At 52.7% G+C, this 14,073-nt stretch carries 12 protein-coding genes; 4 read left to right on the top strand and 8 right to left on the bottom strand.

Features of this window, described 5'->3' with window-relative positions:
• Positions 1 to 18 precede the first annotated feature (18 nt).
• The 3 genes from H6853_01225 (at position 19) to H6853_01215 (ending at position 1,932) form a co-directional block, all read left to right on the top strand.
• Positions 19 to 318, top strand: coding sequence for a type IV secretion protein IcmT (locus tag H6853_01225; GenBank protein ID USO03933.1), 300 nt, complete (start codon positions 19 to 21; stop codon positions 316 to 318).
• A gap of 92 nt (positions 319 to 410) precedes the next feature.
• A complete protein-coding gene (locus H6853_01220; GenBank protein USO03932.1) occupies positions 411 to 1,448 on the top strand; it encodes a hypothetical protein in 1,038 nt (345 codons plus the stop codon).
• Positions 1,441 to 1,932, top strand: a complete 492-nt coding sequence (locus H6853_01215; GenBank protein USO03931.1) for a hypothetical protein — start codon at positions 1,441 to 1,443, stop codon at positions 1,930 to 1,932. The genes H6853_01220 and H6853_01215 overlap by 8 nt, the downstream gene beginning before the upstream one ends.
• Here the strand turns inward: H6853_01215 and H6853_01210 are convergent.
• The 8 genes from H6853_01210 to H6853_01175 all read right to left on the bottom strand — a co-directional run bounded on the left by H6853_01210 (position 1,912) and on the right by H6853_01175 (position 12,833).
• Entirely contained in the window at positions 1,912 to 3,036 is a 1,125-nt protein-coding gene (locus tag H6853_01210; protein ID USO03930.1) for a hypothetical protein, read from the bottom strand. The genes H6853_01215 and H6853_01210 overlap by 21 nt on opposite strands.
• A gap of 21 nt (positions 3,037 to 3,057) precedes the next feature.
• Complete coding sequence (gene flgK, locus H6853_01205; GenBank protein USO03929.1) at positions 3,058 to 5,511, bottom strand: flagellar hook-associated protein FlgK; 2,454 nt, start codon at positions 5,509 to 5,511, stop codon at positions 3,058 to 3,060.
• Positions 5,512 to 5,609: 98 nt separating this feature from the next.
• Positions 5,610 to 6,815, bottom strand: coding sequence for a hypothetical protein (locus H6853_01200; GenBank protein ID USO03928.1), 1,206 nt, complete (start codon positions 6,813 to 6,815; stop codon positions 5,610 to 5,612).
• The gene (locus H6853_01195) at positions 6,812 to 7,375 is read right to left on the bottom strand and encodes a hypothetical protein (GenBank protein USO03927.1); all 564 of its coding nucleotides are present in this window, start codon (positions 7,373 to 7,375) and stop codon (positions 6,812 to 6,814) included. The genes H6853_01200 and H6853_01195 overlap by 4 nt, the downstream gene beginning before the upstream one ends.
• A 26-nt stretch (positions 7,376 to 7,401) precedes the next feature.
• Positions 7,402 to 8,832: a hypothetical protein gene (locus H6853_01190; protein ID USO03926.1), complete on the bottom strand. Its 1,431-nt coding sequence runs from the start codon at positions 8,830 to 8,832 to the stop codon at positions 7,402 to 7,404.
• On the bottom strand, positions 8,829 to 10,244 hold the full coding sequence (locus H6853_01185; GenBank protein ID USO03925.1) for a hypothetical protein: 1,416 nt from the start codon (positions 10,242 to 10,244) through the stop codon (positions 8,829 to 8,831). Before H6853_01185 ends, H6853_01190 begins: the two co-directional genes overlap by 4 nt.
• Positions 10,241 to 11,578, bottom strand: coding sequence for a hypothetical protein (locus H6853_01180; GenBank protein ID USO03924.1), 1,338 nt, complete (start codon positions 11,576 to 11,578; stop codon positions 10,241 to 10,243). Before H6853_01180 ends, H6853_01185 begins: the two co-directional genes overlap by 4 nt.
• Complete coding sequence (locus H6853_01175; GenBank protein USO03923.1) at positions 11,553 to 12,833, bottom strand: hypothetical protein; 1,281 nt, start codon at positions 12,831 to 12,833, stop codon at positions 11,553 to 11,555. The genes H6853_01180 and H6853_01175 overlap by 26 nt, the downstream gene beginning before the upstream one ends.
• Before the next feature lie 453 nt (positions 12,834 to 13,286).
• Between H6853_01175 and H6853_01170 the strand changes: the two genes are divergently transcribed.
• Entirely contained in the window at positions 13,287 to 14,042 is a 756-nt protein-coding gene (locus H6853_01170; protein ID USO03922.1) for a type IVB secretion system apparatus protein IcmL/DotI, read from the top strand.
• Positions 14,043 to 14,073 lie beyond the last annotated feature (31 nt).

Genomic DNA, 14,073 nt, shown 5'->3' with positions numbered 1-14,073 from the left:
GCGCCCGGGAGAATATAGATGGGAAAAGTAGAAGATACCGAAGAAGAGAGAGTCCACTGGCACTGGCGCAACACGATGCGGCCCGTCCGGTTTTTTGCGCTGGATGCGCGCGCGGCGATTCCTTTTCTTGTTCTCCTTGTTTATGCGCGTCCGGTTTCTATTTTTTTGACGGTTGTCATCACAATGACCTTCGTATTTTTAGAGCGCAGGGGACTTTCCTTTCCTTCCGCGTTGCGGACATTTCGCACCTGGTTTTTAGGCCAGCGGCGGCCGGCCTGGCTTTCGATGCGCCGCCGCCGTTTAATCGACTATGGATAATACTGCCTGGCGCTCTTGTCATTTACACGGGAAGATTATATCTTCTACCTCTAATTACATAGACGAATGAAGGAAGAAAAGGACTTCGGACAATGAGCGGGTTTTCGGAGAACAATAGAGCGGCGGTATTTACGATAGGAGTCCTGATCTTGTCTTCTATGCCTCTGTGCCTGCCTGCCTGGGCCGGGTTTGAATGGGTTCCGCCTTCCGAGGTGAATGAAATGGCGCCTCTTCAGACGGAAACTCCCGCCATGCCTGTTCTAGATCCTTTGGAAGACGTTTCGCATCCGATGATGCCGCTTTTGCCTCCATCGCAAGGGGAAAACGTTTCTGTCCCTGCACCTGCGCCTGTTGTGATGTCGGAACCTCTGTCACCCCAAAGAGCTGGCGAACAGGCGGGAGATAAGAAAGAGCCGATTACATTGCATCGGAAACGTCCTCCCGTGCGCGCACGCAATGTACAGGCGGCGTTGAAAGCGTCTGTTCTGAAAGCCGCATCCGCAAAAAGTGGCGGCGGGCTTTTTATCAACCCTTACCCCGTGCAGGACGAATTTTCCAATGGCGCCGGCAATACCTTGGCAGGTCCGGGATTGGTGGAAAAAGCAATGATGGAAGAGTCCCGTATATTAAACCCTGTTCCGCTGGGAATGGGCTACAGCACAGGTTTAAAACCGTCTGCGTCGCCCTCTTCTGTCCATAAAACGGACGGGGGTTTGCAGCCCGTAAATTTGTTAAGCGGTGAGGACATGTCGATGACATCGCTTCCCGGTGACGGGATGGCGGCTGCGCCGTTCGGGATGGCTGCTCCGATGCCCGGACAAATGCCGGATCAGGCGCAGGTTGCTCCGTCCCCTGTTTCTCCTCCTCCTGTTGCTTCCGTTCCATCGGCGCCTGCGCCGGAAAGCTTTGAACAGGCTGTCGGATTCGGCCGGGACCTTCCTTTGGCGTTGGCGCTGGCGCAGGTGATACCGCCGGATTATGCGCTGGCTTTTGGCACAAGCGTGGATGCGGGCGCGAATGTTTCGTGGGAAGGCGGTAAGCCGTGGAACGAGGTATTGGACGATATGCTGCGTCCTCTAGGCTTGCGTGCCGATATTCACTCGAACAGGGTTATGGTTCACGGTGTCTAGTGTCAATACGCGGCCGGAGCCGGTAAAACCGCGTTTTTCTTTTTCTGAAACATTGCTGGTCCTTATCGCAGGGATGGTGCTGCTGGCGGGGATTTATACGCTTACCAATCTTTTGCTGCGCAAAAACAAGGCCGATCAGGCTCTTTCCCTGCTGGTGGAAATTCTGCAAAAAGCGGATAAAGGGGAGGATGTCTCCGAAGATTTTCATACGCCCTGGGGCGGGGCCGTCAGGGTCTTGCGGCAGGGGGAACAGGGCCGGCCTCTTTCCATTGAGATGGAGGCTGTTCCGTCTTTGCCCTGCAAGCATATGGCCCTTCAAACGAAGAATTTTGACAGCGGCTTGAAGAGTTTTCAGATTGAGGACATTTCGTTTGGACCGGAACAGGAGGATATAACCCCCAGAACGGCGACGTTTGCCTGCACTGTCTCACCGGAAGTCAGGATGATCTGGAACTTTGACGTTTTAAATGAATCTGGCCAGTGAGAGTTCGGAAACCAGGGCTGTTACCCTGAAAGAAGCCTCAAGCTGGACCTGCAAGCTCTGGATTTTAGCGGCCGCTTCGGTCAGATCGATATCTTCCACATCCGATACAATATTTTGAAGCGCGTTGATTTCGTACTCGTGGCTTTCTTTAACCAGTGTAATCTGGGCCTGCGTCTGGGCCAGTTTGAAGCCCTCCTGCGAGAGGCTGTTAACGGCATTGTTTATCAGGGCGGCCAGGTCATTGATGACCTGAAAGAAATTGGCCTGTTTTTCTGCCGGGGGGTTTGGCGGCGTATCCGCAGCAATCGTTGTTGCGGTCGGGTCGTTTAACGCGCCCGGCGCATATTCGACGGGGGGAATGGATTTTAAAACATTCAGCGCAATGACAATGTCTTTCATGCCCTGTGTGTCGGCCAGAACCGTATAATCGAATTCGGCCGTATCGTCCACGCGCGCGTAAACTTTTCCTGCGGCATTGTTTGTCAGGGAGTTGGAGTATCCCATGATTGTTTCATTCACGCCCCGGTAGGCCGAGATAAACTGGTCCGTTGTAATGGTTCCGTCTCCCCATTGTCCGATAACGCCGGAAGCGACCAAAGGCGGGTTTGTCAGGTCTGACGAATCGGGAACGAAGTCTCCTAAAAACCCCTGGAACAATCCGGTATCGTTAATGGGTTTGGTGGAAGAATCCGCGCCTGCAAACAAATAACGGTCTCCGTCCTGCGTGTTCATGACATCCAGAATAAAATCATAGGTGTTTTGGGCCAGATCCTTGATGGTCTGCAAATCCGGGTAGTCGCCTTCCTGCACGGCAATAGTGAGAGATGTCGAAATATTCCGGCTTTGCTTCTTTATGTTTTCAATGGAGTTTTGCATGATATTGATGCGGCGGTCGGCATTTTTGATGTTGCTGATATAATTTTCCAGAGAGCTCATATCTGCGCGCGCGCGTTTTGATTGCAGGGCATCGATTCCCAGTCCGGAGAAACTTTGGGATTTTTTCCCTGTGGTAATTTGCGTCGTGAGCAAATCCAGAGAGCTTGTCTGTGTTTTCAGACGGGAAATCTGGTCCAGTGCCTGTCCGAGCGTTGAAATATTTGCCATGTTTTTTGTCTCCTGCAGGTGTTATCGAACGGCATTCAGCAATTCGTCAAAAAGTTCGTTTGCCGCTGTCACGGCGCGTGCGGCGGCGGCGTAAGCTGTCTGGATAACGACGAGGTTTGAAAGCTCTTCGTCAATATTCACGCCCGATTCATCTAAAAATTTCCGCTGTAAAAGATCCCGGAGCGTTTCTTCGTCTTCCTGTCTTGCCTCGGTTAAGACGAGGTCCTGCGTTTGCTTGTTCACCACTTTTTGACCGAAATCTATGATGGTCGTCGGGGCCAGAATATTGGTGTCAATGTCGGCTCCGGGACCCAGATACCTGTTTCTGAAAGGGGTATATGTGCCCGAGCCGAGCGTGATTTCAGAGCGGTAGGCGACGTCTGTGATCGGGTTGTTTTCGGTGATAACGGGGCCGGCGACCGTAAAGCTGCCGAAGATGGCGCTGACGATGCCGACGGATCCCGGCAGGGCCCCTAAAACCGGGTTAATGGATCCGTTTGTATCGAAGGGGCCGGAAATAATGCGCATGTCCCCTCCGAAAAACGGCCCGCCATTGCTGTCGTCGATGCCCGGACGGATTGTGAGCAGCCCCGTTCCCGCATTGAAATCGACAAAAAGGCCCTGCACGCCTGTCTGGGTTCCAATGTCCCATTCGAGCTTATCAATGAGATCGGCGGTCAGGTCGCCCGGCTCGATGGTGATACGGACAGGATCGGCGTTCCCGACCTGGATGTCGAAATAAGGGTCTTCCGTTACAAAGCTGCCCTCTGAAAGTCCCAGTGCGCTGAAAGCGCTGGTTCCCATGGACCCTGCGAAGGAGCTGGCATCCAGAGTGACATTTCCGCGCGATTCGATGATAAGCTGCCCGTTTGTGTTTCGGCTGGCGACGGCGGCAAGGCCTGCGGGAACGCCCGCCAGCCCGATTTGTAAATTTATTTCGGCGATGATCTGGTCGAGCGCATCGTTGATGGGTCCCCCGATGGGAAAGTTTGTATCCGCATCGCTGAGGTCGATGGTAACCGTTGTCGGCCCCAATCCTGTTCTGGCTTCTTCAAAGGTAATCTGGAACTGGTCGTCCAGAGGGTAGGTGGGGAAATACGTGCCAAGGGCTTCGGCCAGATCCGTATTTGATCCGACAATGCCGTCATCGATTTCAGGGAAAGAGCCCAAATCGATTCCGCCGACAACCGTGTTTTTCGAATATAGGCCCAGCCATTCCTGAAGGTCTGTGGCGGGGAGCGCGATATTTAAATCAATGGTCCCGGCGACTTCCTGATAATCTACCTCGCCGAATGTAAATTCGAGAACGCGCCGGATGACTTCGTTCGATCCTGCCGGAATGGTGTGATCGGACACATAGGTGCCTTGTTGAAGAAGAGTGATGTCATTTATAATATTCGTGTTGACCTGAATGCTGCCCGAAAACCCGACATAGGATACGGCTGTTGGCGGCGGGCCGGCCAGGGGGTCCGGCGCGGTATCTGCCGGTATGGTATCTGTCGAGTCGGTAAAGAGGCGCAGGCCCTGCGCCTCAAAACGCAAGGCCAGTTTATGCGCCAGTTCGTCGATCTGGGCCTGATATTCAGGCAGAATCTCATCGCGGAGTTCGATCAATCCGCCCAGACGCCCCCCCAGACCGGTGGCCGTAACGTCAAAAGAGGCAGGATTCGAAAGCGGGTTTCCGCCGACAAATACGCCCGAAACGCTATTCGGGTAAAAGGTGGAGGCGCCCAAAAGGCCCGGACTGAAATATACGGTTTCAGGACGCTCGTCGGCGAGCTGGATGCCCGTGCGTGTTTGAATGACAATCACTCCGTCGCCGCGCTGGAAGGAGGAAATCTCGATTTCTTCCGAGAGCGACTTGATGGCTTCGTCGCGCTGGTCTTCCAATGCCGCCGTCGTCCGGTTCAGGTTGGCGGTTCCCTTGATCTGGCCGTTCAGTTCCGAAATCTGGACCAAAAGATCGTTAATCCGGTCCACGGACACGGTCATTTCGCTTTGGGCGTCGTTGCGCTGCTGGACGATCAGGTCGTTAAAATTGTTGAATTTCCGGGCCACGTCGCCGGCCTGGTTCAATGTGGACTGCAGCGCGAATCCGTCATCCGGCGTATCCGACAGGGCTGTAAAAGAATCCCTGAGCCGGGCAATTTCTGCCGCGATAGAAAGCTCCTTGTCCGGCGGTCCGTGGAAGGTTTGAATGTTGTTGAGGTAAGAGGCTTTCACATCCATGGAATTGACGGCGCTTACCTGTGTCCACAGGTCCCGTTCCAGGTTAAGGTCAACGTTCCGGACCACTGTTTCCGCCTGGACGCCGATAATTTGTCCTGTGGAATTAATGACTTGCGTTGTTTGTGGCAATATTTTCCGGCTATAGCCGGGCGTGCCGACATTGGCCACGTTGTTGGAAATCACATTTAATTGCTGCTGTGCGACGCGCAAACCGCTGAGCGCAGCATTCAGGGCCTGAAACGACATGTTCGCTCTTGCCTTCCTTGCTTTCGTTTATATGCCTTTTACGGCTTCTCACGGATTGGAAATGCAAGGAAGATGCCAGAAACGGGTTTTTTACGCCCCTATTGTTCCGGCGCGGTGTTGAGGAGGGTTTTCTTGATCTTGTTGACGGCGGCGCGCTGCTGTTCACGGACGCGAAGTTCCAGAATCATGGAAAGCAGCATTTCACGGCGCATCATGGCTTCGTGGATGTCCCGGTCCTGCATGGTTTTAATGGCCCGGATGGCGGCGCGGACCCGCTTCACATTGGCGGGCTTGTCGTACAGATTCATGTAAAAATTGGGGTGCTGGAAGATCTTTTGCGTCATAATTTCCATCTGGGCGTAGTAGCTCGGTTTTTCTCCGAACATTTTTTCTATTTCCTCTTTGTCCCAGCCAAACTCCGTCAGGAGGGCGTAGATATAAGGCGCAGCATTGCTTTCACCATCCTCCGGTTCCGGGCCTTCCGTTTTTTGGGCGATAAAGCTGGCAATGGAGTTCCGTGCGACTCCGCGCATGGCGATAACAGAGCGCATATCCTGATAAGGCTTCGTGAAGCTTTTCATGGTCATATAAGTCTCCCCGATATCGGGGAAGGGATTGTGCTGGAACAGGTAATTAACCAGTGCCATCACATTTCTTTCATCCTGTGTCGGGGAACCCCCCTCCAGAAAATCGATTTTGAGCGTTAAAGGCGCCTCAAGCGTGGTGGTATAATCGATATCCCGGTTTTTACGCACGGAATCCTTGTTCCCGTCTTTGCATAAATAGTCCAGTCCGTTTCCATTATCGTACTCGTTACAGTAGATTTCCTTGAAATGCTCGAACCGGCTGTTTGTATCGCTGTCTTCTCCTTCGACGGACAGGGCAAGCCCCGAAACAAGCTCGCGCTCCAGTACGCGGTTGTTGAGGGCTACTTGTGTCAAATCCGCCCGTTTTTCGGTATCTGCCAGATTCCGGATCAATGTGCCGATCTCGCACATTTGTTCGCTGGGATGATAATCCTTATGCGCTTCGGCATAAAGTTCCTGTAGGTCCCGCTGTATTTCAAGCTGTTGTTTGGCGTCGAAAATCATTCCGATTCCGTAAACCTGGTCTATCATGGTGGCGGTAAGCTGCGAGGTCATCATCATGAAGGCCTTGACCCACCACATTTTGAGCTTGTCGGCCAGTGCATCGAATTCAGCGCCGGAAGTCGTATAGGTATAGGCAAAAGCCTTATCGGCAACCGGCGTTGAAAAACACAGGAACAGGCCCGTCAGGATCAGGATAAGCGGTTTTCTTATCATGCCTCTTTCCCCCCGCTTATATCGTGGCAAAAAGAGAGCGCCGAACGCGGCAAAACCAGACACAAGGTTCCTTTTTTGATCTGGGCGTCCAGTGTCATACGTCCGGCCCAGTCGACAGGCACTTCGGTGTGAACGGGTTTGTCGTTTGCCAAAAGAGACAGCTGTGTTTCCCTGCCGAAGCCGCCGGCTTCCATGCGGGCGAAGCCGGAAGCCCGGTTGATCCGGAACCGGACGTTTTCCGGGGCCTGTCCTTCTTCAACGATTTTATAAGAGAATTCATACTGGTCTGCCGCCCGGCCTGTCTTTCCGTCTTGTTCAAAGATCAGGGGGTGTCCGGCGGAGGCTATGTCCTTTTTGTAAAAGGAGCCGTCTTTCGACAAAAACGTAAATTCGACGGATGTTCCGGATTTCAATCCCTGTATGATATTTACAGGCGGCTGTTGTACGGCGACGGCGGCAGGGGAGGCATTTTCCCCTTTCATGAAAATAAACAGGCAGGCAACCACAACGCTGAAAAGCGCTGCGCCGATGCCGATTTGTTTATTCCTTTTTCCGTTCACGTTTTTGTTATCCTTCTTTTTCTGCCTTATTCCGGTATGGGAAGAACCTTCCCTTCCTGGCTCAGGCGGTCAGTCTCGTTTTTAATTTCCTTCTGGCTGTCGTCCAACAGCGTTTCCAGCCAGACGGACATAATGGCTTCACTCCGCAGGAGGCTCCGGTAGATATCACGTTTCTGGATGTTTCCGATAGCGCGCATGGCCACATCTGTCCGCGCCACATTGGCGGGCTTGTCGTAAAGCTCCGTATAGAAAACGGGATATTGATAGAGTTTTTTCGTCAGAAGCTCCATCTGGAGGTAATAGCTGGGCTTTTCCTTTTTTCTTTCCTTGTATCCCATCATATCCTTGATGTCTTCTTCCGGGATGCCCATTTTTTTGAGTATGGCTTTTATGTAAGGTTTTACTTCTTCTTCACCTTGCGCTTTCATGCCGACAATCGCGGCGAATGAATTGGCTGCCACGGCGCGTTTGGCGGCCAGAGCGCGCAGGTCCATATAGTTCAGTGCGCCGGTGAGCTTCGGTTTCATGTCGTCGCTGGCAAGATAGCCTTCCGGAAGGTGCGGCGGCGGTTCGTGACCGTACAAATTAGCGCCCAGAGCGAACAGGTCGTTTTCATCGGGCGTTGCGCCGTCTATCCCCATCGGTCCGACGTCCGGTGTAAAATTGATTTCCAGCGTAAAGGGCCGGTCAAGCGTTCGGGTGTAGTCCACATCCTTGTTATAACGATCCGCGCCTTCTCCGCCTTCGTCGCAAAGTTTTTTCAGTCCTTCCGCATTGTCGCTCGGGTTGCAAAAGACCCTCAGAAACAGGTCCAGATCGCTGCGCGTTTTTGAACCGGGGCCGGAAGACGTGTAAATTTCACCGCTCAGCAGGTTGCGCTGGAGGTTGCGTGCCGCGATGACAATCTGGCTGAATTCGGCGTTCCGGTCCGAAGCGGCAAGACTGCGCATGTTTGTGCCGAACGTGCACACGCCCCTGCTCGGGTGGTAATCTTTATGGGCGCGGGCATGAAGTTTCTGGAAGAGGGCCTGCGTTTCCAGTTGGTGCTTGGCGTCCAGCAGCATACCGATGCCCAAAGCCTGATACATGGCCGTCGTCGTCAGTTGCTCCGTCATGAGCAGCATGGCGGGCAGGACGTGAGCGTCCCAGACAGTCAAAATAAGCCAGTCACGGTGCCTTATAAATTCGTCCGTGATATGGGCGATCGTAGAGCCCGTAACGCACTTGCCGATTTTAGGGCAGGTTTGTTTGGTGGAAGTACAGCCGCAGTTGGTATCGCATGCTTCAACGCCCTGCACGCAAAGAGGACCGCAACAGGGGGAGCACGGGAAAAGGCACAACCCGGCATAAGCCTTGCCGGAGAAAAGGGGAGAAGAAACAGCAAACAACCCTCCTCCCAGAAGAACGAAAAGGGCCAGGATTTTCAAACCTTGAAATATTTTTTGCCTGTTTATCATTTCTTCTTAACCGTTCCTTCCTGATTCAGGCGGTCGGTTTCGTCTTTAATCTCTTTTTGTTTATCTGCAAGGGCCGTTTCCAGCATGACGGAAAATATCGCTTCGCTCCGCAGGAGGGAGCGGAAAATATCGCGCTTTTGCATGAGTTCAATGGCCTGCATCGCCACCTCTTTCCGCAGGACGTTCGCGGGCTTGTCGTAAGTTTCCGTATAGAAAACGGGATATTGATAAAGCTTTTTGGTCAACATTTCCATCTGGGCGTAATAGCTTGGTTTTTTGCCCAGATATTTTTCAATTTCTTCATCCGGGAAGCCTTTTCCGCCCATTTCCTTGAGCGCGGCGTAGAGGAAAGGCCGCGATTCTTTCGTGCCTTCGGCTTTTTGGGCGGCAATGGCGGCGAAGGAGTTCTGGGCTACGGAGCGCTTGGCGGCAATGGACCGTAAATCCATGAGGTATAAAGCGGCGCCTTTAAGCTGGTCTTTATCATTCACCAGATCCGCTTTGTTAATCGTGGGCAGGGGGTTGTGCGCGTAAAGATTGGCGGAAAGGGCGAAGATGTTTTCTTCGTCGTCCGTTTTTTGGGCCCCATCCTGCGTAAAATCAATTTCCAGCGTCAGCGGGATGTCAATTGTCTGTGTAAAATCGACGTCCTTGTTGAACCGTTCTTTTTCCCTTTTGCTGTTCTTGCACAAATATTCGAGACCGTTTCCGTCATCGTTGGGGTTGCAAAACTTTTTGACGAAGAGTTGCAGGCGGCTCAGAAAGTCTGAGTTTTCACCCTCGATACTTAAAACGTCTCCCGAGAGAAGCTGCCGCGCGACCATCCGGTTGGCAAATGTCGTGTGGGCCAGGTCCGATTTGCGGATGGAAGGTGAAATACTGCGGATTTCCGTACCGACTTCGCAAAGTCCTTCGCTGGGATGATAGTCTTTATGGGCTCTTGCCGTCAGTTGCTGGAACAGGCGCTGCGTTTCGAGCTGGTGTTTGGCATCCAGGAAGCTTCCGATAATCAAAGCCTGGTCCAGTGCGGCGGCGGTGAGCTGGGAGGTCATGATCTGCATGGCGGCCAGAACGCCGGGGACCGTATCGCGAACGCACTGGCTCCCTTTCCTGTCGTCCTTGAAGAATATCTCTACCATCCATTTTTTGTGCAGTTCAAAGGCATCGCTAATATGCTTGATGGTTTTCACGGTTTCCTTGTCCGATATACAGGCACAGAATTCGCCGCAGCCTGCGATGACCGGATCGCACAATATCGTGCCGCAACACGAAACGCCGGATTGAACGGGGACCGGTCCGGTCGGGTTTGGCGCCGGCGGGTTGCAGTCCTCAGCAAAAGCGAGGGAAGACGCGCATAAAACCGCCCAGCACAGGATCGCCAAAAAGCTCTTATGTTTCCGGAACAAGATCATTCTATGCTGCTTTCTCCTTCCTCAGGAGCCGAAAGCTCGTTGGTAATGGCCGTTTGCTGTTTCATGAGCATCTCTTCCAGTATAACCGACATGACGGCTTCACTGCGAAGAAAGCTCTTGTAGATATCCCGGTCCTGCATAAGCCCGATGGCTTTCAGGGCAAGGGCTTTACGATCCACGTTTGCAGGCTTGTCGTAAAGCTCCGTATAGAAAACCGGGTTTTGATAGATTTTCTTTGCGAGCACTTCCATTTGGGCAAAATAGCTGGGATTTTTCCCTAATATATCTTCCACTTCGTCTTCGGGGACTCCAAGTTCCACGACGAGCTTTTTGAGGTAAGGGGCGATGTCTTCCTCCCCTTTCGCCCACTTGTCTCCTTTTGCGCGCATGCCGACAATCGCGGCAAAGGAATTAAGGGCCACGGAGCGTTTGGCGGCGATGGCCCGCAAATCGAAATAGAGGGGGACGGCATCGGGCCGGTATTCGTTTTTGTCGTTGGCCAGAGTGTTTCTGTCGATTTTCGGCAGAACATCATGTCCGTATAAATTAGAGGACAGCGCGAAAATATCTTCCTCGTCATCGGTCAGGGGGGCGCCGTCCGGAGTAAAATCGACATCAAGAGTGAGCGCCGTTTCTAGCATGCGGGTATAATCGACATCAAGGTCCATCGCGCTTCTTGCCGCCTTGCTGTCATAACACAGCATGTAAAGCCCTTTGCCGTTATTGTCTTTGTTGCAGTAGGTTGCGATGAAGTGGTCGAGGCGGCTTTTCTTGTCCGACGTGTCTCCTTCCACGGCGGCTGCGTCCCCGGAACCAAGCTGGCGCTGCATGGAGCGCTGGGCGAAGGTGGATTGCGCCAGGTCGGACAGCCGTTCGGACGCGGCCAGAGACCGGACATTGGTTCCGATTTCGCACATGCCTATGCTGGGCTGGTAGTCCTTGTGGGCTTCCGCTTTGAGCTGCTGGAACAGGCGCTGCGTTTCCAGCTGGTGTTTGGCGTCCAGAAGCGTTCCAATGACGTAAACCTGTTGTATTCCCACGGCGGTGAGCTGGCTTGTCATGCGCATCATGGCGTAAAGGATGTGCTTTTGAAAATATGTGTAAACCATCCAGTCGCGATGTTCTTTGAATTCGCTTTCGCCTTCCAGTTCATCCTGCCCAAACACATCGGTGTGGTCCCTGATGTTCTGATGGTTCTTTTCGATAATGATTTTACACTGGCCGCAGCCGCAAGGGGGTGCGCAGGCATAGGCGGGCCCGCTCCAGACACCCAGCGTGAAAAGAGCTGTAAGCAGGTATAAGCGCGGCTTACGGCGAAGAATCTTTGATATCATCTTTTGATTCCTCCCCTTGGTCTTTCAAGCGTGTAATTTGATCCCCTATCCGGTCCTGTTCTTTTTCAAGAAGCGTGTCCAAAAAGACGGCCAGAACGATTTCGCTGCGCAGCAGACTTTTGTAAATATCGCGGTCCTGCATCAGGCCGATGGCCTCCATTGCGGCGGCCTTTCTTTCGACATTGACGGGTTTATCGTAAAGTTCTGTATAGAAAACAGGGTCTTCATATATTTTTTTTGTCAGCACTTCCATCTGGGCGAAATAGCTTGGCTTTTTACCCAGATACTTCTCAACCTCGTCATCATCGAGACCGAGGTCTTTCACAATCCTTTTGATGTAAGGGGCCGATTCCGGCTTGCCTTTTGCCTTCATGCTCGTGATGACGGAAAAGGAGTTCTGGGCCACGGAGCGCTTGGCGGCGATACTGCGCAAGTCCATATAAAGCGGCATGGCATCCGGCCGGAATTCCCCTTTGTCATTGGCCAGAACGCTTTTGTTGATTTTGGGTAAAACGTCATGCCCGTACAAATTGGAAGAGAGCGCGAAGACATCTTCTTCGTCGGCCGTTTTTTCCATTCCTTCCGGCGTAAAATCGATATCCAGCGTCAGGGCCGTTTCCACAGTGCGCATGTAGTCGACATCTTTGTTTTTACGCGCCGCTTTTACATCGCTGTCTTTGCAAAGCTCGTCCAGCCCGTTTCCGTTGTCTGCTTTGTTGCAGTTGGTGCTGATGAAGTGCCTCAGGCGGCTTTTTTTGTCGGATATGTCGCCTTCAACGGATACGACGTCTCCGGATAAAAGCTGGCGCTGGATAGCCCTTTGGGAAAAGGCGACCTGTCCCAGATCGGACAGCCGTTCGGACGCGGCCAGAGACCGCACGCTTGTGCCGATCGCACATACGCCTTCGCTGGGGTGGTAGTCTTTATGCGCTTTGGCCGTCAGTTGCTGGAACAGGCGCTGTGTTTCCAGTTGGTGCTTGGCGTCCAAAAAGGACCCGATGATCTGGACCTGCTGAATGCCGACCGTGGTCATCTGGCTGGTCATCAGCATCATGGCCGGAAGAAGGTTGTCGAGAAACCAGTCATTTACCAGCCATGTACGGTATCTTGAGAACTCATCCGTGACGTGCCGGCGAATTCTTTTATGGTTTTGGACAATGCGGTCGTGGCAGGCGCAAACAGCGCAGGTTTTACAGTTGACATCATAGTTGTCGCTTTTATCGTCGGCAAAGCTGCTTGAGGAGGAGAAAGTCACGAAAGAAACAAACAACAATAAAAGAGCAAAAAAACGGAGAAAGCGCCGCCCGGGACGTCCCGGAAAAAAAGGGTTTTTTTCCGGGAGGGCTTTACAATGTAACTTTCTTTCCGACATTTTCCCGTGTGTTTTCCTTGCGCTCTTTAACTTGTCCCGTTCACACACCCTGCCCATTGTGGGATGGTTACCGCACAACGGGCTCAGTATAACTCAATCAATGTCTTACGACCCTTTTTCAATTCTATCATATTCGAAAAGCAAAACGCACGAAACCTATTTTCTGTTTCTTCCCGGACGTTCTTGACCAAAAATTACCTGAGAGGCTCTGAATATGATAAATACGGTCAAATATTCCCGGAAGGTGGTTTTTTACCCTTTATGTATCGGGTTATCTAATACATAATGGACGGCGAGTGAGATAGTGTAGTTGCAAATTGGGCTTTCTGAAATTTTATGACCGACGAACTGACCGAACCAACCGAACCGACGGAAAAGACAAGCAATCCCCGGAATATACGTCCTGCGCCGCGCGGGCCTGCTGCGGGAAAGCCTAAAAGCGCGCCTAAAACGAAGGCGGATGCGCAGGATACGAGTGCGCTGGCCAAGGTTGTCGTCCGGAACGAGTTTTACCGTGACGGATATCGTCTGGCGCTGCGGGTGGCGGTCATTCAATGCTTCATTATTGTAGGACTGATCGGGGCGATGTTTTACGTTGTTCATGTCCACCAGCCGGAAAACCGCTATTTTGCAACCACGGAAGACGGCCGTTTGATTCCGATGGTTTCCCTGACCCAGCCGAACCTGAGTACGCCCGCTTTAATGTCTTGGGTTGCGCAGGCTTCCACGGAAGTCATGACGTTCGGGTTTAATGATTACCGGCGCCGTTTGCAGGAGGCCTCCCGTCACTTTACGCGCCGCGGGTGGGAAAGCTTTACTTCTGCCTTGCAAAACGCCAGGATTCTGGAATCGGTTCAGGCGAATTCACAGGTCGTAACGGCTGCGCCGCGCGGCGCTCCCATTCTGGAGTCCGAGGGGATTGTCGCGGGCCAGTATCAATGGGTTGTTCAAATTCCGATGGTTTTGACCTATCAGTCCGGATCCAAGACAAGGAACGATAACTGGATGATAACGTTGGTCGTCGTTCGCGTTCCCCGGCTGGAGAGCCCGAACGGTGTCGGTATTGCCCAGTGGGTTGCTCTTTCGGGCTAGAGGGTCCGCCAATATTTTTGCCGGAATTTTC

The organism is Rhodospirillales bacterium (genome assembly GCA_023898765.1).
In the GTDB taxonomy this organism is placed as follows: domain Bacteria; phylum Pseudomonadota; class Alphaproteobacteria; order Micavibrionales; family Micavibrionaceae.
The sequence above is the reverse complement of the archived record's forward strand: the minus strand, read 5'-3'. Positions and strand labels throughout refer to the sequence as shown.